The sequence below is a fragment of the Pseudomonas sp. NFACC41-3 genome (assembly GCF_900109505.1).
GTDB lineage: Bacteria > Pseudomonadota > Gammaproteobacteria > Pseudomonadales > Pseudomonadaceae > Aquipseudomonas > Aquipseudomonas chlororaphis.
Window position 1 is genome coordinate 744,445 of record NZ_FOAE01000001.1, and the last position, 24,857, is coordinate 769,301.

The 24,857-nt window shown below is 65.0% G+C and carries 20 protein-coding genes and 1 tRNA gene; 11 read left to right on the top strand and 10 right to left on the bottom strand.

What is annotated here, in order from left to right:
- Positions 1 to 101: 101 nt before the first annotated feature.
- The 9 genes from BMY68_RS03450 to BMY68_RS03490 all read right to left on the bottom strand — a co-directional run bounded on the left by BMY68_RS03450 (position 102) and on the right by BMY68_RS03490 (position 13,181).
- Complete coding sequence (locus BMY68_RS03450) at positions 102 to 1,712, bottom strand: ABC transporter ATP-binding protein (RefSeq protein WP_085530421.1); 1,611 nt, start codon at positions 1,710 to 1,712, stop codon at positions 102 to 104.
- A gap of 1 nt (position 1,713) precedes the next feature.
- The gene (locus tag BMY68_RS03455; RefSeq protein WP_009043168.1) at positions 1,714 to 2,736 is read right to left on the bottom strand and encodes an ABC transporter permease; all 1,023 of its coding nucleotides are present in this window, start codon (positions 2,734 to 2,736) and stop codon (positions 1,714 to 1,716) included.
- Positions 2,736 to 3,800: a microcin C ABC transporter permease YejB gene (gene yejB / locus BMY68_RS03460; protein ID WP_009043169.1), complete on the bottom strand. Its 1,065-nt coding sequence runs from the start codon at positions 3,798 to 3,800 to the stop codon at positions 2,736 to 2,738. The genes BMY68_RS03455 and yejB overlap by 1 nt, the downstream gene beginning before the upstream one ends.
- 1 nt (position 3,801) lies before the next feature.
- The gene (locus BMY68_RS03465) at positions 3,802 to 5,682 is read right to left on the bottom strand and encodes an extracellular solute-binding protein (protein ID WP_085530422.1); all 1,881 of its coding nucleotides are present in this window, start codon (positions 5,680 to 5,682) and stop codon (positions 3,802 to 3,804) included.
- A 135-nt stretch (positions 5,683 to 5,817) separates the two neighbouring features.
- The gene (locus tag BMY68_RS03470) at positions 5,818 to 8,541 is read right to left on the bottom strand and encodes a TonB-dependent receptor (protein ID WP_085530423.1); all 2,724 of its coding nucleotides are present in this window, start codon (positions 8,539 to 8,541) and stop codon (positions 5,818 to 5,820) included.
- A gap of 205 nt (positions 8,542 to 8,746) precedes the next feature.
- Positions 8,747 to 9,148, bottom strand: coding sequence for an ExbD/TolR family protein (locus tag BMY68_RS03475; RefSeq protein ID WP_009043172.1), 402 nt, complete (start codon positions 9,146 to 9,148; stop codon positions 8,747 to 8,749).
- Positions 9,148 to 9,855 carry a MotA/TolQ/ExbB proton channel family protein gene (locus BMY68_RS03480; protein WP_009048248.1) on the bottom strand — a complete coding sequence of 236 codons (708 nt, stop codon included), beginning with the start codon at positions 9,853 to 9,855 and terminating at the stop codon, positions 9,148 to 9,150. Before BMY68_RS03480 ends, BMY68_RS03475 begins: the two co-directional genes overlap by 1 nt.
- A gap of 50 nt (positions 9,856 to 9,905) precedes the next feature.
- Positions 9,906 to 10,727, bottom strand: a complete 822-nt coding sequence (locus BMY68_RS03485; protein ID WP_085530424.1) for an energy transducer TonB — start codon at positions 10,725 to 10,727, stop codon at positions 9,906 to 9,908.
- 1,665 nt (positions 10,728 to 12,392) lie between these two features.
- Entirely contained in the window at positions 12,393 to 13,181 is a 789-nt protein-coding gene (locus tag BMY68_RS03490; protein WP_062822860.1) for a DUF4349 domain-containing protein, read from the bottom strand.
- Positions 13,182 to 13,397: 216 nt separating this feature from the next.
- Between BMY68_RS03490 and BMY68_RS03495 the strand changes: the two genes are divergently transcribed.
- Positions 13,398 to 13,811, top strand: a complete 414-nt coding sequence (locus BMY68_RS03495; RefSeq protein ID WP_009043176.1) for a PaaI family thioesterase — start codon at positions 13,398 to 13,400, stop codon at positions 13,809 to 13,811.
- Positions 13,812 to 14,107: 296 nt separating this feature from the next.
- Here the strand turns inward: BMY68_RS03495 and rtcR are convergent, their stop codons facing one another.
- Entirely contained in the window at positions 14,108 to 15,715 is a 1,608-nt protein-coding gene (gene rtcR, locus BMY68_RS03500) for an RNA repair transcriptional activator RtcR (protein WP_085530425.1), read from the bottom strand.
- A 204-nt stretch (positions 15,716 to 15,919) separates the two neighbouring features.
- Here rtcR and BMY68_RS03505 point away from each other — a divergent pair, with 204 nt between their 5' ends.
- The 10 genes from BMY68_RS03505 to BMY68_RS03545 all read left to right on the top strand — a co-directional run bounded on the left by BMY68_RS03505 (position 15,920) and on the right by BMY68_RS03545 (position 24,762).
- On the top strand, positions 15,920 to 17,470 hold the full coding sequence (locus tag BMY68_RS03505) for a vWA domain-containing protein (RefSeq protein ID WP_085530426.1): 1,551 nt from the start codon (positions 15,920 to 15,922) through the stop codon (positions 17,468 to 17,470).
- A gap of 433 nt (positions 17,471 to 17,903) precedes the next feature.
- Positions 17,904 to 18,040, top strand: a tRNA-OTHER gene (locus tag BMY68_RS29800).
- A 125-nt stretch (positions 18,041 to 18,165) separates the two neighbouring features.
- On the top strand, positions 18,166 to 19,392 hold the full coding sequence (locus tag BMY68_RS03510; RefSeq protein ID WP_085530427.1) for an RtcB family protein: 1,227 nt from the start codon (positions 18,166 to 18,168) through the stop codon (positions 19,390 to 19,392).
- A gap of 4 nt (positions 19,393 to 19,396) precedes the next feature.
- Entirely contained in the window at positions 19,397 to 20,740 is a 1,344-nt protein-coding gene (locus tag BMY68_RS03515) for a PBS lyase (RefSeq protein ID WP_085530428.1), read from the top strand.
- A 71-nt stretch (positions 20,741 to 20,811) separates the two neighbouring features.
- The gene (locus BMY68_RS03520; RefSeq protein ID WP_085530429.1) at positions 20,812 to 21,600 is read left to right on the top strand and encodes a nucleotidyltransferase domain-containing protein; all 789 of its coding nucleotides are present in this window, start codon (positions 20,812 to 20,814) and stop codon (positions 21,598 to 21,600) included.
- 8 nt (positions 21,601 to 21,608) lie between these two features.
- Positions 21,609 to 22,640, top strand: a complete 1,032-nt coding sequence (rtcA, locus tag BMY68_RS03525; RefSeq protein ID WP_085530430.1) for an RNA 3'-terminal phosphate cyclase — start codon at positions 21,609 to 21,611, stop codon at positions 22,638 to 22,640.
- A gap of 43 nt (positions 22,641 to 22,683) precedes the next feature.
- Entirely contained in the window at positions 22,684 to 22,902 is a 219-nt protein-coding gene (locus BMY68_RS03530) for a hypothetical protein (RefSeq protein WP_239694063.1), read from the top strand.
- A gap of 43 nt (positions 22,903 to 22,945) precedes the next feature.
- Complete coding sequence (locus BMY68_RS03535; RefSeq protein WP_053260614.1) at positions 22,946 to 23,575, top strand: glutathione S-transferase family protein; 630 nt, start codon at positions 22,946 to 22,948, stop codon at positions 23,573 to 23,575.
- 128 nt (positions 23,576 to 23,703) lie between these two features.
- A complete protein-coding gene (locus tag BMY68_RS03540; protein ID WP_009043185.1) occupies positions 23,704 to 23,997 on the top strand; it encodes a DUF3144 domain-containing protein in 294 nt (97 codons plus the stop codon).
- 348 nt (positions 23,998 to 24,345) lie between these two features.
- A complete protein-coding gene (locus BMY68_RS03545; protein WP_007932660.1) occupies positions 24,346 to 24,762 on the top strand; it encodes a fascin domain-containing protein in 417 nt (138 codons plus the stop codon).
- Positions 24,763 to 24,857: the final 95 nt, after the last annotated feature.

The following is a 24,857-nucleotide window of genomic DNA, read 5'->3' on the forward strand; positions in this document are numbered from 1 at the left end:
ATGGAGCAGATGTTACGTGGCGGATTTTTTTTGAGAATTTCATTGGGTCGATGGTGACCATCGACGCCAATGATAGCTGCGCCAACCCCCGGAACAGAGCCTCAGGCCGGTTCTTCGCAGGCCTGCGGCGGGCTCCATTGCAGCCCCGAAGCCTGCAACAGCTCTCGGGTATAGGGGTGTTGCGGCGCGCTGAAGATCGCCCGCGACGGCCCTTGTTCCACCACCTTGCCGTCCTTGATCACGATCAGGTCGTGGGCCAGGGCGTGGACCACCGCCAGGTCGTGGCTGATAAACAGGTAGGTCAGGCCGTGGCGTACCTGCAACTCCCGCAGCAGCTGGACCACCTGTTTCTGTACGGTGCGGTCGAGGGCCGAGGTGGGTTCGTCCAGCAGGATCAGCGCCGGCTCCAGCACCAGGGCGCGGGCGATGGCGATGCGCTGGCGCTGGCCGCCGGAAAATTCGTGGGGGTAGCGGTGGCGGCTCCGCGGGTCGAGGCCGACTTCCTCGAGCACGCGGATCACCGCCGCCTCGCGTTCCTCGGCGGTGCCGATACCGTGGGTCAGCAGGCCTTCGGCGATGATCTGTTGCACCGACATGCGCGGGCTGAGGCTGCCGAACGGATCCTGGAACACCACCTGCAACTGCCGGCGCAAGGGGCGCATCAGGCGCTGGTTGAGGATGCTCAGTTCCTTGTTGCCGAAGCGGATGCCACCTTCGGACTCCACCAGCCGCAGGATCGCCTGGCCGAGGGTGGATTTGCCCGAGCCGGACTCGCCGACGATGCCCAGGGTCTTGCCCCGGTGCAGGCTCAGGCTGACGCCGTCCACCGCCTTGATGTAGTCGCGCTGGCGGCTGAACAGGCCCTTGGGCAGGGGAAACCAGACCTTGAGCTCGTCCACCTCCAGCAGATTGTGCGAATAGGCGCTGGGCACCGGGGCGCCGCTGGGCTCGGCTTCGATCAGCAAGCGGCTGTAGGGATGCCGCGGGGCGCGAAACAGTGCTTCGCACTCGGCCTGCTCGACGATCTCGCCCTGGCGCATCACGCACACCCGCTGGGCGATGCGCCGCACCAGGTTGAGGTCGTGGCTGATCAGCAGCAGCGACATGCCCAGGCGTTGCTGCAACGCGATCAGCAGTTCGAGGATCTTGCGCTGCACCGTCACATCCAGCGCCGTGGTCGGCTCGTCGGCGATCAACAGCTCCGGCTCGTTGGCCAGGGCCATGGCGATCATCACCCGCTGGCGCTGGCCGCCGGACAACTGGTGCGGGTAGGCCTTGAGGCGTTTGTGCGGCTCGCGGATGCCCACCAGCTCCAGCAGTTCCAGGGTCCGCGCCCGGGCCGCGCGACCGCGCAGGCCCTTGTGCACGTCCAGCACTTCGCTGATCTGTTTCTCCACCGTGTGCAGTGGGTTCAGCGAGGTCATGGGTTCCTGGAAGATCATCGCGATGCGGTTGCCGCGCAGGGTGCGCAACTGGGCGTCGCTGGCCTGCACCAGGTCCAGGCCGGCGTAGCGGATGCTGCCCTGGGTCTGCACCTTCTGCGCCGGCAGCAGGCGCAGGATCGAGTGGGCGGTCACCGACTTGCCCGAGCCGGACTCGCCCACCAGGGCCAGGCATTCGCCACGGCGGATATCCAGGTCCAGGCCATGGACCACTTCGGTGCCGGCGAAGGCCACCTTGAGGTTGCGGATTTCAATCAGGTTGTCGTGCATGTCAGCTCCGGGGATCGAAGGCGTCGCGGCAGGCTTCGCCGATAAACACCAGCAACGAGAGAATCAGCGCCAGGGCGAAAAACGCCGTCAGCCCCAGCCAGGGCGCTTGCAGATTGCGCTTGGCCTGGCCGATCAGTTCGCCCAGCGAGGCGGTGCCGGCGGGCATGCCGAAGCCGAGAAAATCCAGGGCGGTGAGGGTGGCGATGGCGCCGGTGAGAATGAACGGCAGGTAGGTCAGGGTGGAGGTCATGGCGTTGGGCAGGATGTGCCGGCGCATCAGCTCGCCGTCGCTCAGGCCCAGGGCCCGCGCGGCCTTGACGTACTCCAGGTTGCGCCCGCGCAGGAACTCGGCGCGCACCACGTCCACCAGGGCCAGCCAGGAGAACAGCGCCATGATCCCCAGCAGCCACCAGAAGCTCGGCGAGACGAACCCCGAGAGAATGATCAGCAGGTACAGCACCGGCAGCCCCGACCAGATTTCCAGCAGGCGCTGCCCGAACAGGTCGACCCAGCCGCCGTAATAACCCTGCAACGCACCGGCGGTGATGCCGATCAGCGCACTGATGACGGTCAGCGCCAGGGCGAACAGGATCGACACCCGCGTGCCGAAGATCACCCGCGCCAGCACGTCCCGGGCCTGGTCGTCGGTGCCCAGCCAGTTCTGCGCCGAGGGCGGGCTGGGGGCCGGCAGGCTGAGGTCGTAGTTGACCGTGTCGTAGCTGAAGGGGATCGGCGGGAACAGCATCCAGCCGCCCTGGCCCTCGATCAGTTCGTGCACGTAGCTGCTGGAATAGTCGGGCTGGAACGGCAGTTCGCCGCCGAACTCGGTTTCGTCGTAGTCGCTGAGGATCGGGAAATACCAGGCGCCGTGATAGCGGATGACCAAGGGCTTGTCGTTGGCGATCAGCTCGCCACCCAGGCAGACCAGGCACAGGCCGATAAACAGCCACAGCGACCAGCGACCCCGGCGGTTGGCCTTGAAGTGTTCGATACGGCGACGGCCCAGGGGAGAGAGTGTGAACATCAGGCAGTCCTCGCCGAGAAGTCGATGCGCGGATCGACCAGGCTGTAGCACAGGTCGCCGATCAGCTTGATCAGCAGGCCGAACAGAGTGAACAGGAACAGCGCGCCGAACACCACCGGGTAGTCCCGCGACACCGCGGCCTCGTAGCTCATGCGCCCGAGGCCGTCGAGGTTGAAGAGGGTCTCGATCAGCAGCGAGCCGGCGAAGAACACCTCGATCAGCGCCGTGGGAATGCCGGCGATCACCAGCAGCATGGCGTTGCGAAACACATGGCCGTAGAGCACCCGACGCTCGCTCAGGCCCTTGGCCCGGGCGGTGACCACGTACTGGCGGCTGATCTCGTTGAGGAAGCTGTTCTTGGTCAGCAGGGTCAGGGTGGCGAAGCCGCCGATCACCAGCGCCGACACCGGCAGCACCAGGTGCCACAGGTAGTCGCCGACCTTGGCCAGGGGGCCGAGGCTGGCGAAGTTGTCCGAGACCAGGCCCTGCACCGGGAACCAGTCCAGGTAGCTGCCGCCGGCGAACACCACGATCAGCAGGATGGCGAACAGGAACGCCGGCATGGCGTAGCCGAGGACGATGGCGCTGCTGGTCCAGGCATCGAAGGCGCTGCCATTGCGGATCGCCTTGCGCACTCCCAGGGGAATCGACACCAGGTAGGTGATCAGGGTCGCCCACAGGCCGAGGGACAGCGAGGTCGGCAGTTTCTGCAGGATCAGGTCGGTGACCTTGGCCCCGCGGAAGAAGCTGTTGCCGAAGTCCAGTTGCGCGTAGTTCTTCAGCATCAGCCACAGGCGCTGGTGCATCGGCTTGTCGAAGCCGTAGTGGTGCTTGATCTCCTCGATCAGCGCCGGGTCCAGGCCACGGCTGCTGCGTCCGCCGCCACCCACCGCGGCGACCTCGGCGCCACCGCCCATGGCATGCCCGCCGAAGCCTTGCAGGCGGGCGATGGCCTGTTCCACCGGGCCGCCGGGCGCGGCCTGGACGATCAGGAAGTTGACCACCAGGATGCACAGCAGGGTGGGGATGATCAGCAGCAGGCGACGACTCAGGTAACGGCCCATGTCAGTGCGCCTCCACGGTGCCGCGCAGGGCGCTCATCTGGCGGGTGGTCAGGGCCTTGGGGCTGACCTCCCACCAGGTGTTCAGGCCCTCGTCGTAGATCGGCGCGATGGCCGGCCGACCGAAGCGGTTCTGGAACACCGTGGGCGTGCCCTTGGAGTAGTAGTTGGGAATCATGTATTGGCCCCATTGCAGCACCCGGTCCAGGGCCCGGGCGTAATGCACCATCTCGTCGCGGCTATTGGCCTGGACCAGGCCATCGATCAGGCGGTCCACGGCCGGGTTGGCCAGCACCATGGAGTTGGAGCTACCGACCTGGGTCGCGCTTTGCGAGCCGTACAGGCTGTACAGCTCGCGACCCGGGGAGACGATGGGGTCGCCGCTGCGGGGGAAACTGGTGACGATCATGTCGTAGTCCCGGGCGTTGAGCAGGTTGATGTACTGCGCTGAATCGATGCGCCGCAGGTTGAGGGTGATGCCGATCTGCGCCAGGGTGCGTTTGTACGGCAGCAGCATGCGGTCGAAGCCGCCCTGGCCATCGAGGAAGGTGAACTCCAGCGGCTCGCCGGCGGCGTTCACCAGTCGGTTGTTCCGGGGTGTCCAGCCGGCCTCGGCCAGCAGGCGCAGGGCCTGCAGCTGCTTGTCGCGGATGCGGCCGCTGCCGTCGGTCTGCGGGGCCCGGTAGACCTGGGTGAAGACTTCGTCGGGGATCTGTCCGCGCAGGGGTTCGAGGATCTCCCGTTCGCGGGCGTCCGGCAGGGCGGTGGCGGCCATTTCGCTTTTCGGCCAGTAGCTCTGCTGGCGTACGTAGAAGCCGCGCATCATCTGCTTGTTGGTCCACTCGAAATCCCACAGCAGGGTCAGCGCCTGGCGCACCCGGCGGTCGTGGAAGACCGGCTGCTGCAGGTTGAACACAAAGCCCTGGGCGGCGGTGGGCTTGTCGGGGGCGAGGATCGCCTGTTGCAGGCGGCCGTCGCGCAGGGCCGGACTGTCGTAGCCGACCACGTAACCGGACGAGGAAAACTCGCGGTTGTAGTCGAAGGCGCCGGCCTGCAGCAACTGGCGGGCGACGTCGGTGTCGCCGTAGAAATTCACCGTCAGGCGGTCGAAGTTGTACAGGCCGCGGCTGACCGGCAGGTCCCTGGCCCACCAGTTCGGGTCGCGCTCGAAGCTGATGCTGCGCCCGGCGTCGACCTTGCCGACCTTGTATGGCCCGCTGCCCAGGGGCGGCTCGAAACCGCCGCCGTTGGCGAAGTCGCGGGTCCTCCACCAGTGTTCGGGCAGCACGCGCAGGGTCGCCAGGTCCAGGGCCAGGGTGCGGTTGAGGTTGTTCTTGAAGTCAAAGCGCACCTGCCCGGGGCCTTCGATCACCACGTCCCGCACGTCGCCGTACAGCTGGCGATAGCTCAGGCTGCCCTTGCTCAGCAGCAGGTCGAAGGTGTAGCGCACGTCTTGCGCGGTGATCGGCGTGCCATCGGCGAAGCGTGCCCTGGGGTCGAGGTAGAAGCGCACCCACAGGCCGTCGGGGTCGCGCTCCATGCGTTCGGCCACCAGCCCGTAGACGGTGTAGGGCTCGTCCAGGGAACGAAAGGCCAGGGGCGAATACACCCAGTCGTTGACCTGGGCCACCGCGATGCCCTGGTCGGCATAGGGGGTGATGTAGTTGAACTGGCCGATCTCCATCGAGGCGCGGCTCAGGGAGCCGCCCTTGGGCGCATCGGGGTTGACGTAGTCGAAGTGCTGGAAGCCCGGCGGGTACTTCGGCGGTTCGCCATAGACCGTCATGGCATAGCTGCCATGGGCGGCGGCCAGGGCCCCGCCGGCGGCGCCAAGCAGCGCGGCAGCCAGCGTCAGCCCAGCCAGGGTGCGGGTCAGTGCAGACATGATCGAAAGGTTCCTCGTGATGCCGGAAAGCCTGGGTCGGCAGGGCGAAAAGACCCACGGCGGCGGGCCGCCATGGGGCGCGAATTCGCAATGCGGCCGGGGCCGGCCGGAGTCTTGCGCGGCCCCGGCGGTGCCTCAGAAGTGGTACGTCATGCGCGCGAACAGGGTGCGGCCCAGCGGGTCGGTGTAACGAGGGTCGTAGCCGCTCTGGAAGTTGTAGGCCTGGTTGGAGAACGGTGGGTCGCGGTCGAAGACGTTCTTCACCCCGGCGTCGACGTCCAGCACCTTGTCGAAGGTGTAGCCGGCCGACAGGTCCCACACCGAGTACGAGGCCACCCGGGCATTGGTGGTGCGGTCGTAGTCGTTGTAGCCGGTGGTGAAGCGGTTGCTCAGCGAGGCCCGCGCGGCGCCCAGGGTCCAGGTGCCGGTGAGGTTGTGTTTCCAGCGGGCGATCACGCCATCGCCCTCGAAGTCGCCGACCTTGTCGGTGAACGGCCCCTTGATGGTGCTCTGGAAGTCGTAGCTCTTGACGTAGGTGCCTTGCAGCCCGAGGCCGAACTGGCCGTAGGGGGTATTGGGGAAACGATAGTCCAGGGACACGTCGACACCGTTGGTTTCGACTATGCCCAGGTTGGCGTTGCCGGTGACGATGTAGTTCAACGAACCGTCGGCGTTGCGCACGAAGCGGTCGGCATAGGCGCCGGACTGGTCGAATACCGTGGATTCGGGGAACGGCTGGATCTGGTTGGAGATGTGAATCCACCAGAAGTCCAGGCCCACCGACAGGTCACGGATTGGCTGATAGACGAAGCCCAGGGTCACGTTGCGGGCCTTTTCCGGGGCCAGGTCGGTGTTGCCGCCGATCTGGTTGAGGAACTGCTGGCCGCAGTCACGCCCGCCGTTGCCGCCGGGCTGCACCACGCCGCCGGTACAGAGCACCGGGTCGTTGTAGTAGCCCTGGGTGTAGGTGATGCTGCGCGGCGCATACAGCTCGTACAGCGACGGCGCGCGGAAACCTTCACTGTAGGCGCCGCGCACCACCAGCTCCTTGAGCGGCTGGTAGCGGAACGAGTATTTCGGGTTGGTGGTGCTGCCGAAGTCGCTGTATTTGTCGTGGCGGATGGCGACGGACAGTTCCAGGCTGTCGAGCACCGGCACGTTCAGTTCGGCGTAGGCCGCCCTGACACTGCGATTGCCCTCGACGCTACCGGACGGGTCGATGCCCAGGCTCTGGATGTCACCGGCGAACTCTTCGTAGTCCTGGTGGAATTTCTCCTTGCGGTACTCGCCGCCCAGGGCCAGGCCGGAGGGACCGGCACCAAACCAGTCGCCGATCTCGCGGCTGACGCGCCCATCGAAACCGACGACCCGGCCGACAGCCGTGGAGTAGGCGCCGTGGTAGGCCGCCTGCTCGATGTAGTCCTGGCCGGCCTGGGTCTGCGGGCCGAACGGGTTGAGCAGGCCGCTGGCCAGGCCGGCGATCATCGCGCGGTCGCTGACGTAGCCGTTGGTGACGCTGGAGACCACCTTGTTCTGGTTGTAGGAGGCACCGAGGTTGTAGTCCCAGCCGGCCACCAGGCCGTCGAAACTCAGGACGAAGCGCTGGCTGGTGTTCTGGTCCTTGGATTCCCGCGCACCGGCGGCGGTTTCACGCCAGTTCACGCCGATCGGCTGGCTCGGGTCGAGGCTGAAGTCGGTCGGCGCCGGAGTGATGCCGTTGCCCGGGTAGTAGGGCGAGGAAGAGTCCAGGCTCAGGCCGGTGAGGGGCGCCGGGCCGACCGCCGTGGCGTTGTTGTTGCGCGACCAGAAGTACTCCAGGTTGACGTTGTGGTCGTCGGCCAGCTTGGCGGTGCTCTTGCCGAAGAACGAGGTCTTTTCGGTCTCCGGCACCAGATCGATGTACTCGCGGGTACTGAAGCGGCACAGGCCCTGGCGGGCAATCAGGTTCGGCCCGTTGCAGTTGCTGCCGGCCAGCGGGTTGGTGGCGTTGTCGCCCTGGGTGTAGTTGCCCGGAAAGGCCGTGCCCGAGGTCTGGTCGAGGCCGCGGCCGGGGCGGTAGTCGGTGGCGAAGGAGCGGTCGTTGGCATCGAGGTTCTGCTGCTTGTTGTAGTTGAACACCCCGAGCACGTTGAAGCGGTCTTCTTCCAGGTCGCCGAAGCCCCAGCTGGCGCTCATGTCCTTGCTCGCACCGCCGCCGCTGTGGGTCGGGGTTTCGCCGCCCAGGGTCAGTTGGCCGTCGGTCAGGGATTTCTTGGTGATGAAGTTGATCACGCCGCCGATGGCGTCGGTGCCGTAAAGGGCCGAAGCGCCGTCGCGCAGCACTTCGACCCGGTCGATGGCGGCGAACGGGATCATGTTCAGGTCCACCGCGCCGCCGGCCGAGTTGGTGCCCGACAACGCGTTGTTGGCCAGGCGCCGGCCGTTGAGCAGCACCAGGGTCTTGTTGGCGCCGATGCCGCGCATGTCGGCGAAAGAGGCGCCGCCGGTGGCGGCTCCCACCGAGCCGGCGCTGTTGTTGATCGACTGGCTGCCGGTGATGCGCTGCACCAGTTCGGCGGTGGTGCTCACCCCCTGTTTGCGCAGCTCTTCGGCGCGCAGGATGGTGATCGGCACGGCGGTTTCGGCATCGACCCGGCGGATCGCCGAACCTGTCACTTCGACCCGTTGCAGCTGGGTGGTGGGCGCCACGGCCGCGGCACTGGCGGCCGGGACGGCGGCGCTGCTGTCGGCGTCCTCTTCCGCGGCTTGCGTGGTGCCGGCGCCCAGGCCCATGGCCATCAGGTACAGCGGGACAAAACGGTGCCGTTGCAGCGTGGTCACCAGTGGCTTGAGCGTGAAACGTGGAATGTTCATCAGCATGATTACTTCCGACTTTTAGACGTTTATCGAAATGGCCTTGTGAGCCCTCATTGCTCCGGCTGGGTTGTACCGACCCCGGAAAACCACTTTCTTCAAGCAAGCCGATCCCCTCCGCAGGCGCGTGGCGCCTTGCGGTCGGCCGATTGCGACGGGATTTTTCGAGGCAGTGCCTGGCGCGTCCCTCAGGGGGCGCCAGGCACTGCCTTCATCGGGTGGTCATCACGGATATCCTGGTGATTCCCGAACGTTCGATGGAGGCCATGGCCTTGGCCACCTGGCCGTAGTTGACGGCGGCGTCGGCCTGCAATTGCACGCGCACCTCGCTGTCCTTGGCCTTGACCTCCTTGAGGCTGCTTTCCAGCAGCTCGGGGGCCACTTCGGACTTGGCCAGGTAGAACTTGCCGTCCTGGTCGACGCTGACCACCACCGGGTCTTTTTTCTCGGCGGGGGCCACGGCGTCGGTCTTCGGCAGGTTGACCTTGATCGCGTTGGTCATCAGCGGGGCGGTGACGATGAACACCACCAGCAGCACCAGCATCACGTCCACCAGTGGCGTGACGTTCATTTCACTGAGCACTTCGTCGCTGTCTTGAGTAGAGAAGGACATCAGCTGGCCTCCCGTACGGCGTGGGCGGTCTTGCTGGCGATGGCCTGGCGGCTGATGGCGAAGGCGCTGCGCTGGGCCAGGGCGTCGAAGTCATGGGCGAAGTCGTCCATGCTGGCCGAGGCCAGCTTCAGGCGGCGCAGGAAGAAGTTGTAGATCAGCACCGCCGGCACGGCGACGGCGATGCCCACGCCGGTGGCGATCAACGCATGGCCGATCGGCCCGGCCACGGTTTCCAGGCTGGCCGAACCGCTGGCGCCGATGCTCTGCAGGGCCTCCATGATCCCCCAGACTGTACCGAACAGGCCGATGAAGGGCGCGGTGCTGCCGATACTGGCGAGCACCGCCTGGCCGCTTTCCAGGGCCCGGCGCTCCTTCTGGATCTGCTGGCGCAGGTTGCGCTCCAGGCGGTCGGCGCGGTTGATGGTGTGGGCCAGCTGCTGGGTGGTGCGCGGCGACTCTTCAACCAGCAGAGCTTCGAAACCGCTGCTGGCGATGCGCGCCAGGGAGCCGGGGTACTGGCTGGCGTGCTCGGCGGCGGTGAGCAGGTCCGGGGCGCTCCAGAAGGCCTTGCTGAACTGCCGGTTCTGGGTCTTCTGCCGCAGGTACTGCGCCGACTTGACCAGCAGCAGTGCCCAGCTGACCACGGAAAACAGCACCAGGGCCCAGAGCACGCCGGGGACAATCAGGGATGTCAGGGAATCGTTCATGGCTACACCTCGCATGCGTAAACAGGTTGTGAGTTCAGGTCAGGCCGCGGTCATTGCGGCAATTTGAAATCGATGGTCTGGGTGGCGAAGCCTTCGATCGGCGTGTCGCCGCGCTTGGCCGGGATGAATTTCCAGTTCTTCACCGCGGCCACGGCGGCCTCGTCCAGTTGCGGCTTGCCGCTGGAACGGGTGACTTCCACGCTGCCGGCGCGGCCGTTGGGCAGCACCTTGATGCGCAGCACCACGGTGCCTTCCCAGTTGCGGCGCAGGGCCAGGGACGGGTATTCCGGCGGTGGGTTGCCGAGGCTGGCCAGGCCGGAAACCGCCGCCGATTCCTTGACCGGCCCGGGGGCCGCGGCAGGCGCCGCAGCGGCGGCCGGCTGGCTGGGCGCCGCGGGCGCGGCCGGTGGCGCGGGGGCGGGTGGAGCCGGCGTTTTCGGCGGCTCGGGCTTTTTCACCGGCTTGGGCTTTTCGACCGGCTTGGGTTTTTCGATGGGCTTGGGCTTCTCCACCGGCTTGGGCGGCGGCTTGAGCGCGTCTTCGTCTTCCACCGGTTGCTCGGGTTCGGGCGGCGGTGGAGGCGGCGGAGGTTCAGGGGTAGGCGGCGCGGGCGGGGTCGGGCTGCTCAGCTCGACGGTCATTTCCGGGATTTCCGGGGGCGTTTCCAGTGGCGCGGCGCGGGTCTGCTGGAAGAACCACCAGGCGCCACCATGGAGCAGGGCCGAGACCGTCACCAGCAACAGCACCTGGCGCTTGCTCAGGCCTCCGGGTTTCGATGCATTGCCCTTATAAGGACGGCCCCGCGCAACCTGGACGGCGGCTTCATCGTCCAAGGGCCTCGGCAGGGTTCTGTTCTTTACCGCATCGTTCATTAAAGCTCCCTCGGTCGGATGAAGGGCAATAAGGCACCGTTCGAACATTGGCTGGAATGTTCGAAAGTCGGGTTTAACTTTTTCAAGGGTGAGCAAAAGCCGATAGTTGAACTATCCGGTTGAACGGCCCTGTGCAAACGAGTGGCTTAACGCCTTCGGCTTAGATTGTTCATTACCACTCCCTGGAACATTGTTGTGGGATGAGTTGGTGTTTGTAATGCACCTGTCTCGTACTCGTTACATATAGCAACCGCTATGCCAGATTGTGTCGGTCTTTATGCAATTGGCGACGGCTCGTAGCGCATGTCGCATTTATATAAATTTGCGAGAAAAACTGGCGCAGCAATATATATTCAGCGCCTCGAAAAGTTGACCTTAAATGCTTTTTGCGGGCGAGCCTGCCTGCCCTGGGTTATCCGCTTTTCAGCCGGAAACAGGGGCGATCAGTACCATGGCCAATGCACTAAAAAGTGTCTGGCGAATTGATTTGGTGCAAATAAACAGTGACTAGCCGGTCATTGCCTGGAGGTCCTTGATCTTGTTGTTTTCAGGGCTCTGCGTAGGGCTTCTGTAGTCTTTTACGGCCCGTTCGGGGAGCATTCTTGAGTATCCATGGCGCGCTCGCCTGCCCGCCATTGAGCAGGGCGATGACGGAGCTCTTATTAACCTGCTGGGGGTGCGGATAATTAACCGATGCGTACATTGAATGTATGTAAACAGTGATCTGCTTATGACCCAGTGGTCGATGCATTGATATTGAATTGCCTTATTGTCGGACAACGCTCTGATCATCCACTTTTAACGCGCTTTGGCACGTTTGTTTGTTGTCGAATACGCAACGATAGAAATACGGCTTTCGCTCGGTGAAATGTCACCGAGTGCAAAATGAAGTTGGCTGCTTAGTGGTTCAAAAACAGTCGACGATCGGTCTTGTCGAGGCTTCTTCCGTCGACGCTACTTGGACAGTGGCGAGACCGGCCTGGGGGCGAATGTTTGTGTCGGGATACGCTAGGCAGTACCTGGGAAGACTGGCTTGGATATCGGTACCGGGAGAGGGTGGGCCTTATAACAGCCGCTACCGCCAGCCTGAAAGTTACCCCAGCGACTGGAGCAGGGGGCATCGCCAGAGGCTGGCACAGGCAGCGCCGCGTAGCGTGCGCAAGGTCGATCGTTGATGACGCACAGGGCGCGAGGGCCGGTCCGGGCAGGGCTGCCGGACGAGGCGGAACCAGGGGCGAAACGGTGGAGCCAATAGCGGAAAACGCCGGTGAACATGACTGCACATCGCACATGAGACTTCCTTATCGCCAGTCTCAGCTCAACGAGCTTTTGGCTCGCCGTCTGCACTTTATGGGGACGCGGATAGCGTCCGATGATTGCTATTGGTGCGGGTAGGCACCGTCGATGCGGCTCTTGCGGTGGGTCGATTCGCAAGCTGCAGGTGCATGGGAAAAACGTGCCAGTTCCAGGTACGTTCGTGCAGTTTTCTTCGCCTATGCCCGCCAGGCCTTGTTTGGCGGGACCTGGCGGTGGGCAGCCGATGTTGGCGGGGCAGGGGGCGGCCCGGCTCGCGATAAAAATCCTCGGGACGACACGCTCGCCCGTGCCCATAAAAAAGCCCGGCGCATCAGGCCGGGCTTCTTGGGCTTTGCAGAGTGCTGCGACTCAACGACGGCGCACGAACCGGCGCCACAGCCAGACCCAGATCATCACCAGCGGGAAGGCCAGGATCAGGAACGGCAGCACATAGCTGCCTTTCTCCAGGGCTTCGGCGGTGCCGTAGGCGAGGTTGTCCAGCAGGTTGTCGAACGCGCGTTGCAGTTTCGAGCCGCGCTGGCTGCTGTCGGTGGGCACGAAGTTCAGGGTCAGGCGGTTGGTGTCGAGCCGCCGCTGCTGCCCGGCGGCGACCTGGGCCAGGGCCTGCAGGTCGTTCTCGATGCTCGCCTGTTCCTTGCTCAGGGCGATCAGGTCGCTGACGGTGATGTCCTTGCGCGCCGCCAGCTGGTCGAGGCGTTGCTGCTGGGCCTTGAGCCGTTCCTGCTGGCGCTGCACGTCGGCCACGGCGTCGGCCAGGTCTTCGGCGCTGGTGATGCGTTCGCCGATTTCGGCGCCCTGGGCGGCCAGCGCGACTATCGGTTCGACGCCGTCGGGCACGATGCGCAGGATCACCTGGGCGCGGTACTGGCCTTGTTGCAGGCGCAGGATATTGCAGGCGCCGAATTTGGCGTTTTCGCAGGCTTCGCGGGTGGCGGCCAGGCGCGGCGCGATCTGCGCCGAGGGCAGCGACAGGCTCAGCTCATGTTCGTAGGCCAGTTGCGCGCCGGCCTTGCCCTGGGCGCCGCCGACCGCCACCGAGGACGAACGATCGCTGGGGGAACAGGCGGCCAGCAGCGTGCTGAGCAGCACCACGGCGAGGCTGCGCAGCGGGGTGGGGGTGTCGTCCTGAGGGTGCATGGTCGCTCCTTGAAATAAATGATCGTGCCCGGGGCTGGCGGGACGGCTGCGTATCTTATCGTCGATTGTGCGGGGAGGGGCGGATGTCGTGTCGCCGCGACTTATCGCCAGGGATTTGCCGGATGGATACGGCTGGGCGCGGGCACCGCTTGGGCGTACACCTCAGGGACCGATGACCTGTGCCTCGGTCATCGCCATCGGCAACGGAGACCCGTCATGAGCTCGCTCGAGTTACCCGAAGGTTATGCCCCCTTGTCCCGCAGCAGTCCGCTGCTGGAGCTGATCGGCCCGGTGTATTGCCGTGGCAGCGGCCTGCAACTGGAGATCGGCCTGCGCGCCGACCACCGTCACGCCAACGGGCGTGGCACCGTGCACGGCGGCATCCTCGCCACCCTGGCCGATATCGGCATGGGCTACGCCATGGCCTTCGCCAGCGATCCGCCGCTGCCATTGATCACCGCCAGCATGCACCTGGACTATCTCGGCGCGGTGCAGGTCGGCGAATGGATCGACGTGCGCCTGGAACATTCCAAGCGCGGCCGGCAGATGGCCTTCGCCACCGTCACCCTGCAGGTCGGCGAGCGGGTGGTGGCCAGGGCCAACGCGGTGTTCGCGGTGCCGGGCGGTTGAGAGTGGACGTATCGCCGGCGACAGGTGGTGCAAATGTCCTTTACCACCGTGACCTTGCAGGTGGGTGAGCGGGTGATCGCCAGAGCTGATGCGGTGCCTGCTGGGTGAAGGTGGGCGTATTGCTGGCGACAGCTTTGTGTAGCCGCTGCCGCAGGCTGCGATCGGTCGCGCAGCGGCCGTAACGATGCAGCGCGGTATTGCTGGAAAACCTCGTCGCCGGATTTGGCGGCTGCTACGCAGCCGATCGCAGGCTGCGCCAGCGGCTACAGTGGCGGGGCTGCCGCAGGCAGTTCTCCTTAATCCGCTGGTGCAACTATCTGCTTCCACTCCAGGCCGAAGCGCGCCAGGTACTTGCGCAGGCGGTCGGCGTCATTGGGCTGGGCCTTGGTCTGGCGGGACACGCCAAACAGCTTGCGTCCGGCATCGGACAGGCTGTCGGCCTGGCGGCAGACCTCGATCACCGCCTGCAGTTGCAGGCGGTCGAACAGGTCGAGTTCGACCCTGTCGCCCAGCAAAGTGGCCAGCGGATCCTGCTCCTGGCTCAAGCCCCAGGCATACCGTAGCCGCTCGATTTCTTCTTCGGCCTGGGCTTCGTCGATGCGCCCGCTGTCGGCCAGGGTGGCCATGCGGGTAATGGACGCTGACAGCTCGCGGAAATTGCCCAGCCACGCCGCCTCGCTGGAGCTGGCAAACGCCAGGTAGCGCCGCCGCGCCTCGAGGTTGAAACGCACCAGGCGCCCTTGTTCGCGGGCATGGCGTTCCAGTTCGAAGTCGATGTTCGGCTCGATGTCCTCGCGCCGCCCGGCCAGCCCCGGCAGGTTGAAGGTCCAGAGGTTGATCCGCGCATACAGGTCCTCGCGGAACAGGCCCTGGGCGACCCGACCGCGCAGGTCGCGGTGGGTGCCGGCGATGATCAGGAAGTCGCTGTCCACTTCCTTGTCCGAGCCCATGGGGAAGAAGCGTTTCTCCTCGATGGCCTTGAGCAGCATCGCCTGTTCGTCGAGCCCCAGTTCGCCGATCTCGTCGAGAAACAGCATGCCGCCGTCCGCTGCCCGCAACAGGCCGTCGCGGGCGTTCTGGGCGCCGGTGAAGGCGCCCTTGATATGCCCGAACAGCGCCGACATGGCGCCGTCGCCGCGCAGGGTGGCGCAGTTGACCTCGACAAAACGCCCCTGAACCTGATGCCGGCCGCGCTTGAGTTCATAGATGCGCCGGGCCAGGAACGACTTGCCGGCCCCGGTGGGGCCGATCAGCAGCATCGGTGCCTTGGAGCGTACGGCCACCCGCTCGATCTGTTCGATGGAGCGGTTGAACGCGGCGTTGCGGGTGGCGATCCCGGACTTGAGGAAGGCCAGGCCTTCCAGGCGCTTGCCGGCGAAGCGCGAGGCGATGCGGTCGTAGCGCGACAGGTCGAGGTCGATCAGGGCGTGGGTGCCGGTGGCGTGCTCCTGCGGGTCGCGGCGCCGCGCCGGGGAGGTCTGGATCAGCCGCGCCGGCAGGTAGCGCGCCTCGGTCAGCAGGAACCAGCAGATCTGCGCCACGTGGGTCCCGGTGGTGATGTGCACCAGGTAGTCCTCACGCTCGGTGTCGAAGGGGTAGGCGCTGGTGAAGTCATGCAGGGCGCCGTACACCTCTTCGAAATCCCAGGGGTTCTTCAGGCCCATGGGGTGCAGGCGCACCTCGGTCTGCGGCGATACCTGGCGAATGTCGCTGGCCACCCGCTCGGCCAGGCTGACGTCCCGGGCATCGACGCCGTGGATCAGCTCCAGGCGGTGGATCAACACGTCCTGCTGCTGGCACAGGCCGACACTGGGGCGCCAATGGTTCCAGCGGTTGGCGCCCTTGCCGACGCGATCGAGGGTGGAACCGACAAAACCTATGGCGACCGTGGGCTTGCCTGACATGTTTATACCTTAAGATAAAAAACGATAAACAAAGATATAAAATTATCAGCAGCTTTGTCTCGAAGACTCGCCAAGGAAAAATCATTTAAAAATAAAATCGTTATAAATCAATAATTTAAAAAATAATTCGCACAGAAAAATAAAACTGGCACAGCGGCTGCAATCTCTCTGGCAACGAACAAGACAACAGAGCGAGACGCCAAGATGGCCAACTTCCAGCTGTTCAACACCCAACAGGCCAAAGCGCCAGCGAGCAACACCCTGAACGCCGCCCAGGCCCCGGCCTATGCCTACAACGCCAAGCACCGCCTGGCCCAGCTGGCGGTGACCGGTTGCCTGAACTCGACCTTCTACACCTCGCCCGAAGGCCAGCTGGAAGCGGTGCTGCAACTGGTGAACGAAGTCGACAGCCGTTTCGTCGCCCAGGCCGCGCGTTACGCTCGGCAACAGGGTCATATGAAAGACATGCCGGCCTTGCTGCTGGCGGCGCTGACCGCGCAACGCTCGGCCCTGGTGCCGGAGCTGTTTGCCCAGGTGGTGGACAACGGCAAGATGCTGCGCAACTTCGTGCAGATCCTGCGCAGCGGGGCGACCGGGCGTAAATCCCTGGGGTCGCAGCCCAAGCGCCTGGTGCAGAACTGGTTGAACAGCGCCACCGAACGCCAGCTGTTGCAGGCTGCGGTGGGTAACCAGCCGTCGCTGGCGGACGTGGTCAAGATGGTGCACCCCAAGCCAAGCGAGGCCTGGCGCGCAGCTTTCTTCGCCTGGTTGATCGGCAAACCGGTGGATGTGCAGGCGCTGCCTGAGCTGACCCGCGCCTTGCTGGCCTTTCGCAGCGGTGCGACCACGGTGGTGCCGCAGGTGCCGTTCCAGTTGCTCGGCAACGAAACCCTGAGCCGCGAGCAATGGGCCGAACAGGCGCACAATATGGGTTGGCAGGGGCTGCGCATGAACCTCAACACCCTGGCTCGTCATGGCGCGTTCCAGGTGCCGGGTTGCACCGAGTATGTGGCGGCGCGGCTGGCGGATGCCGCCGAGGTGGACAAGGCCCGGGTCTACCCGTACCAGTTGCTGGCGGCCTACCGCATGGCCGGGGACGAGGTGCCGCAGCCGGTGCGCGAGGCGTTGCAGGATGCCCTGGAGCTGTCCCTGGCCAACGTGCCGGCGCTGCAAGGCGCGGTAGTGGTGTGCCCGGATGTCTCGGGGTCGATGCACAGCCCGGTCACCGGTTATCGCCAGGGCGCCACCACGGCGGTGCGTTGCATCGATGTGGCGGCCCTGGTGGCGGCAGCGGTGTTGCGCAAGCAGCCGGCGGCGCGGGTCATGCCGTTCGAGGTCGGGGTGGTGGATATCCGCCTCAACCCGCGGGACAGCGTGATGAGCAATGCGCAGAAACTGGCGGCCATCGGCGGTGGCGGGACCAACTGCTCGGCGCCCCTGGCGCAACTGGCCAACGCCAAGTGCAAGGTGGACACCCTGATCCTGGTCTCGGACAACGAGTCGTGGATCGATGCGCGGCGCCATGGGGCGACCGAGACCCTGCGCCAGTGGGAGCGGATCAAGGCCATCAACCCGCAGGCGCGGCTGGTGTGCATCGATATGCAACCCGGGGCCACCACCCAGGCGCCGGACCGCGAGGACATCCTCAACGTCGGTGGCTTCAGTGACGCGGTGTTCGATGTGATCCAGCAGTTCACCGCAGGCAACTACGGTGCGCAGCACTGGGTCGAGGCGATCGAGGCGATGGCGCCCTGATCGGCAAGGCATGAGATAAACCGTGCGCCGCTCACCCGGCGCACGCCGAAGAATTTTTGTTCATAGGCCCCGAATGCCGCTGTGACTACATCCAAAGACGTCCCAGCACATGTTGTCAGGGCCTGTGAAGGCACGAATGCCAGTGGCTGTACATCATGGTTATGCCGGTTCGATTCCGGCTATCAGTCACTTCTTTTGTCGTGCCACCTTTTTTGCGATTTCAGCGACGAATGCTGATGGAACTACATCCCAGATTCGTGATGCGGGTTCGAGTCCCGCCGGTGCCTGAAAAGGCGCCGTAGTTCAAAGGTCAGAACACGAGTGCACTGTTTCATCGACCCTTGTCGTCGCAGTTTTTTCTCCCGCCCGAGCGGGATGGCAGCGAATGCCACAGGTACTACATCGTGTCGCGGGTTCGAACCCCGCCAGCCGCAAGGCTGTAGCTCAGTCGGTAGAGCAAATGTGCCTGTTTTCTTGTCGCTGCCCGCAGGCCCTGCCTGCACCGATTGACCTGGCGAATGCCGGTGGAACTACAGGACAGCGTGGTCGCGGGTTCGATTCCCGCCAACCGCAAGGGAGTAGCTCAGTGGCAGAGCGCGCTGCATGTTCCGCCTTCACTGGTCGCCGTTTTATGCCGGACCACCGGCCACCGAACAAGGCTGGATTTTCAGCCACAGAAAAAAAGAGTCAGGAACATGGAACACAAGACCTACCAACTGCTGGAAGTCGCCAACGGCAAGCCGATCAAGATGTGGACCGAGGGCGTGCCCGTGGAAAACGAAGCCCGCCAGCAATTGATGAACACCGCGAAGATGCCGTTCATCTTCAAGCACCTGGCGGTGATGCCGGATGTGCACCTGGGCAAGGGCTCGACCATCGGCAGCGTGATCCCCACCCTGGGCGCGATCATCCCGGCGGCAGTCGGGGTGGATATCGGTTGCGGCATGATCGCCGCCCGCACTTCGCTGACCGCAGCCGACCTGCCGGATAACCTGCACGGTTTGCGCAGCGCCATCGAACAGGCGGTGCCCCATGGCCGCACCTCGCCGCGTAGCGGTCGCGACAAGGGCGCCTGGGGCGACGTGCCGCGCCAGGCCGACCAGGCCTGGGCGGCCTTGCAGCCACGCTTCAAGGCGATCACCGACAAGTACCCGGCGCTGGCCAACAGCAACAACCGCCAGCACCTGGGCACCCTCGGCGGCGGCAACCACTTCATCGAGGTCTGCCTGGATGAGGCCAACCGGGTGTGGTTCATGCTTCACAGCGGTTCCCGTGGCGTAGGTAACGCCATCGGCAACCTGTTCATCCACCTGGCCCAGGCGGACATGCGCCAGCACATCGCCAACCTGCCGGACCGCGACCTGGCCTACTTCGAGGAAGGCAGCCGGCACTTCGACGATTACGTCGAGGCCGTGGCCTGGGCCCAGGATTTTGCCCGGCACAACCGTGAACTGATGATGCAGTTGGTGATCCAGGCCACCCGCCAGGTGATCCGCAAGCCCTTCGACGTGGCGCTGGAGGCCGTGAACTGCCACCACAACTACGTGCAGAAGGAACGCCACTTCGGTGAAGAGGTGCTGGTAACCCGCAAGGGCGCGGTGTCGGCGAAGAAGGGCGAGCTGGGGATCATCCCGGGATCGATGGGTGCCAAGAGCTTCATCGTTCGTGGGCTGGGCAACGAGGAGGCGTTCTGCTCCTGCAGCCACGGTGCCGGGCGCACCATGAGCCGCACCAAGGCCAAGAACACCTTCACCCTGGCCGACCAGATCCGCGCCACCGCCCATGTGGAGTGCCGCAAGGACACCGCGGTGATCGATGAAATCCCGATGGCCTACAAGGACATCGACCAAGTCATGCACGCCCAGCGCGAGCTGGTGGAAGTGCTGCACACCCTGCGTCAGGTGGTGTGCGTCAAGGGGTAGAACAATGCACGACATGGACGCAGTGATAGCGGCCCCGCCCGGCTGGCATGACCAGCTGAGCGACTACGAAGCCCGCCGCGTGCGGGAAGTGATGGACACCCTGGACAGGCACAGCGCCTGGCTGGAACTGAGCCGCTTCGGCAACGGATTCGTGCGGCAGGCCGCGGTGCGTGGATTGTCCGCGCAGCCATCGGCCAAGGCTTTGGCGGCGCTGCTGGAACGTCTCAACGATTGGGTGCCCCAGGTTCGCCAGGAAGCGGCCGTGGCGCTTGAGTTTTACCTGGTGCCAGAGCGTGCCGGTTTGCTGTTGCAGGCCCTGGCGCCGTTGCTGGCCCTGGCCGACAAACAGCGGGCGGATCATGGCGTCACCCTGGAGCGGGCGCGTTCGGTGTTGCTGCTGGCCCAGGTACGGCCCGAGGTGGAAAGCGCCTTTGGCAGCTGTCGGGGCAAAGCCGCGCGCTTTGTCTTCGAGCTGTTGCTGGAAGGCGTGGAGGACCGCGTGGCGCTGCTGGCGATTGCCTTGCGCCACAGCGAAGTCAGCGTGCGGCAGAGGGCGGTAGATGCCTGCGCCGAACTGCCCGACGAGCAGGCGGTGCCTTTGCTGGAAGCGGTGATGCGCAGCTGTGGCGCCAGTGTGCGGGTCAAGGCGTTGCGGCTGCTGTTGTCACGCTTGGCCGATTGTCGCGGGTACCTGGCGCAGGCCCTGCTCGACCCTTCGGGGGCCTTGCGTTGCCTGGCCCATTGGGCCGCGCCACGCCATGGGCTGGACCCACGGCAAGTGCTGCTGGACCGGTTGCAGCAGCCGGCTCCGGGCAACAAGCGCCAGTGGCTGGGCCTGCTGGGGCTGGTCAGGGAGCTGCGGGAGCCACAGGCCGACGCCATGCTGCACCAAGCCCTGGCCTCCAAGGCGCTGACGGTGCGCCTGCTGGCCCTGCAGACCCTCGGCGAACGTGGCGTGGCCCAGCAGCTGGCGGCCCTGGACGATCCGTCGGACAAGGTCTTCAACTGCGCCCTCGACCTGCTGCGCGAGCAGCCCTGGGCGGCGTTCGAAGAGGCCCTGGAACAGCGGCTGGACCAGCACTGGCATGCGCTGCCGAAGGCGCGTCGCTGGGCCTTGCTGGGGCTCAAGCCGGGCTGGCGCCAGTTGCAATACCTGCTGTGTCGCCTGGATCGGGTGGGCAGCGAAGCCGCTTATTGGCGCGAGGCCCTGGCCCGTTGGTGCGATGCCCGCTACGCGATGTTCGACCCGGTGACCCCCAAGCCACTGCGAGAAGCACTGGCGCAGCGGTTGCAAGCGATGGAGGAGGCCGGTGAAGTGCCTCGCGGATCGCTCAAGCGCCTGTTGTGAATACCGATGTACAAGGCGATCAGGCCAGCGCTGAGGTGCTGGCGATCGTCGATTGAACAGGACAAGGAATCATGGAATTCAATGAACGCTACCCGCTGAGCAGCGCCATGCGCGAGCGGGTACTGGGTGAGCTGGCGCGGATCGAGCGCGAGCGTAACGTGCAGGTGTTGTATGCCTGCGAATCGGGCAGCCGGGCCTGGGGCTTTGCCTCCACCGACAGTGATTACGATGTGCGGTTCGTCTATGTGGAGAAGCCCGAGTGGTTCATCCAGGTGGACACCGGGCGGGACGTGATCGAGCGGCCGTTGGACGACGAGCTGGACATCAGCGGCTGGGAGTTGCGCAAGACCCTCGGGTTGCTGCGCAAGTCCAACCCGACCCTGCTGGAGTGGCTGGATTCGCCCCTGGTGTATCGCAGCGAGCCGGCGGCAACCGCGCGCCTGCGAGAGCTGGCGGAGGCCTTCTACAGTCCGCCGGCGGCACGCAATCACTACCTGTCGATGGCCAGGAAGAACTTTCGCGGCTACCTGCAAGGCGACAGCGTGCGGTTCAAGAAGTACTTCTACGTGCTCCGGCCGTTGCTGGCGGTGCGCTGGATCGATCAGGGGCGCGGCCGCCCGCCGATGACCTTCGCCGAGCTGCTGGATACCGTCGACCATCGGCTACTGCTGGACGAAGTGGATGAGTTGCTGGCCTTGAAACGCAGCGCCAGCGAGGCCGCTTACGGGCCGCGGCGCCCGGCGCTGCACGCCTTTATCGCCGCCGAACTGGAACGCCCGGTGCCTAAGCTTGTGCGTACCCATCAAGACAACGCTGTGCTGGACGCCTACTTGCGAGACAGCGTCCGGCGCTACGCCTGAGGAATGTGATGAAACAGGATGTCATCGAACTGGACGGCGCCATTGGCGGCGGCCAGGTCCTGCGCAGTGCCCTGAGCCTGTCGATGCTCACCGGCAAGACCCTGCGCATCCACAACATACGGGCCCGGCGCAGTCGCCCGGGGTTGCTGCGCCAGCACCTGACCGCGGTGCTGGCGGCGGCGCAGGTCTGCGCGGCCAGGGTCTCGGGCGCCGAGCTGGGTTCCCGGGCGCTGACCTTCGAGCCGGGGCCGATTCGCGGCGGCGACTACCGTTTCGCCATCGGCACCGCCGGCAGTTGCACCCTGGTGTTACAGACCCTGCTGCCGGCCCTGTTGCAAGCCCCGGAGCCCAGCCGCGTGAGCATCAGCGGCGGCACCCACAACCCGCTGGCGCCACCGGTGGATTTCCTCCAGCAGGCCTGGCTGCCGCAACTGCGGCGCATGGGCGGGCAGGTGGAGTTGCAGCTGTTGCGTCATGGTTTCGTTCCTGCCGGCGGCGGCGAGCTGGAGGCTTTTATCCAGCCTTCGACCCTGCAACCCCTGCACCTGGAACAGCGTGGCGAACTGCTCGGGCGTCGGGCCTGGGCCTTGAGCGCCGGCCTGCCGGAGCATGTGGCGGAGCGCGAATTGCGCCGCGTCGGCACTCGTCTGGAGCTGCCTCGGGAGCACCTGAGCCCGGTGCGCCTGGATGAGCAATGCGGCCCGGGCAACGTGTTGTTGCTGGAGTTTGTCTTCGAGCACCTGACCGAGCTGTTCAGCGGTTTTGGCCAGAGCAGCCTGCGGGCCGAAAGCGTGGCCGATCGGGCCATCGACCAGGCCCGCGAGTGGCTGGATTCCGGCGCGGCGCTGGCCGAGCACCTGGCGGACCAACTGCTGCTGCCCATGGCCCTGGCCGGCGGCGGGAGCTTCACCACCCCGCGCATGAGCGAGCACCTGCAGAGCAATATCCGGGTGATCGAGGCGTTTTTGCCGGTGCGTATCGACTGTTCGACGGACGCTCACGGGGTGCTGCGCATCGAGGTTCTAGCCCAGCGTCATTGAGCTTGTCCATCACCAGACCCGGTTCTCTGCTTGCGGCAAGTTCTTGCAGGTCAAGGCCGGGATGCGGCTGGAGATCGAACGCTTTGGGATGCTCAATCGCTTGATCCATTTCCTGGTGCGGCGCATGCGGGCTCCCGAGCCGCTGAGCCTTTACCTTTTGAGCTACCGTGGAAGCGTTCTACGTGTGCCGGCCGAGGCTATCCGTCAGCATCCGACCTATCGCCTCGCGGACTTCCGGCACTGGAGTGAACAACCCGCGTAAGCCACCCGTCAGATGTAAGGCCCAGTCAAGCGAGGGGATGGTCATGTATCAACTTTATGGGACACAAGGCTCCGGCTCGGCCATCGTCGAGATCGCCCTGGAGTGTTGCCAGGTGCCGTACCGTATCGTCGAAGCCTCGTCCTGGGCGCCGTCGCCCGGGGCCGACGAGCTGGCGCGGCTCAATCCGCTGAAACAGGTCCCGACCCTGCAACTGCCGGACGGCAGTGTCCTCACCGAGAGCGCGGCGATCCTGATCGAGCTGGGCTTGCGTTATCCGCGCTCGGCGCTGCTGCCCGAGGATGAGAGCGCCCGGGCGCAGGCCATTCGCGGGCTGGTGTTTATCGCCGCCAATTGCTACTCGGCGATCAGCGTGATCGATTACCCGGAGCGCTGGCTGCAGGGCGCCGATGAAGCGCTGAGGGCGCGGGTACGGGACGCGGCCCATGAGCGCCTGCACCGCAACTGGGAGGTGTTCGCCGATCAGTTCGCCACGCAGCTGTACGCCAGCGGTTCACCCCTGGCGGCCCTGGATTTCCAGGCGGCGGTGGTGTCGCGCTGGTGCGGCACGCGCGAGCATCTGCGGCGCGAACGCCCCGAGTGTTGTGATCTGCTGGAGCGCATCGACCGCCACCCGCAGGTGGCACAGGTGCTGGAGCGGCATTGGCCGGACTGAATACGGCAGAGCGCGAGGCAGCAAAAGCCGTCGATGGTTGGGCGCGAGGCTTTTATACTCGCCGGCTTTCTTCAGGCTCATGTTTCATCGCCTATCGCTCATCTGCCCACTTTCAAGAGGAATGCCCCTTGGCCAACGAAACGGATCAGGATTTCTACAACCGCGCCGATGCCATCATCGAACTGGCAAACACCCATATCGGCGACAGCAGCCGCGGCAAGGCCAGTGCCTCGCTGATGTACGCCAACTCGCGTTTCGCCGCCTGGGTCAGCGCCTGCGGTTGCCGCAACGCCGAAGAACTGGCGGCGGCCAAGCAGCAGGCGGTGGATTATTTCGTCGAGGAATTCCGCCTGATGATGGAAGAGAACCTCACCGACTACATCGAGAATTTCTCGCGGTACATGAACCCCCGGCAAGACTGAATCCTTCCCCCTCGACAGGCTTCACAGCCCAGCTGTGAAGCTGTCCCCGCACTCGACTCCTGGCTCTTCGGAGCCTTGGCGCTCCGCGGTTTTTTATAGCCTTGCGGCGTCTGCATCTGGCCGTGCATAGCGCTTTGATCTGAGGGCGGCGGGGCCGCGGCAACCGCTGGTCCAGTTGTCTCCCGGGCGTCCCGGGAGCCGGCAATCGCTCGACTACACTGCGCCTGCGGCAGGCAATCCAGGGGTGTTGAATATCCCTCCGGGATGAGCACGGTCATGAGTTGCCAAGGCATTGCTGCGCCTGTGGTTACACCAGGGAACCTACCCAATCAGCAAGGAGTGCCAAACATGATCGTTCTTCCTCAACGTGTGATTGAAAACGGTACTGTCATCTCGCTACGCGGCGACTCGGGCAACTACATGTCGCGGATGGGCGCGACAGGGCTCGAACTGTCCAAGGGCGCCATCGACCAGTACTGCAAGTTCAGGGTCACCCTGATCCAGATCGGCAACGACAAGAAGCTGGCATTGCAGGGCGACACCAACAAGTTCATGTCGCGGATGGGGGCGACCGGGCTTGAACTGTCCAAGGACAGCATCGATCAGTACTGCCAGTTCTCCTATGCCATCGACACCGCCAGCGGGCAGATTTCCCTGCGTGGCGACAACGGCAAATGGATGTCGCGCATGGGCGAGACCGGGCTTGAACTGTCCAAGGACGGCATCGATCGCTACAGCCAGTTCCTGGTGGTGGTCGAGGGCTAGCGCCAGGCGGTACCCGGCGTCGGGGCAGGTTTTTTGATTGGCGTGGCCAGCACTCCAGCGGCTGGCCACGAAGTCCCGGCGTCGATCAAGGGGGG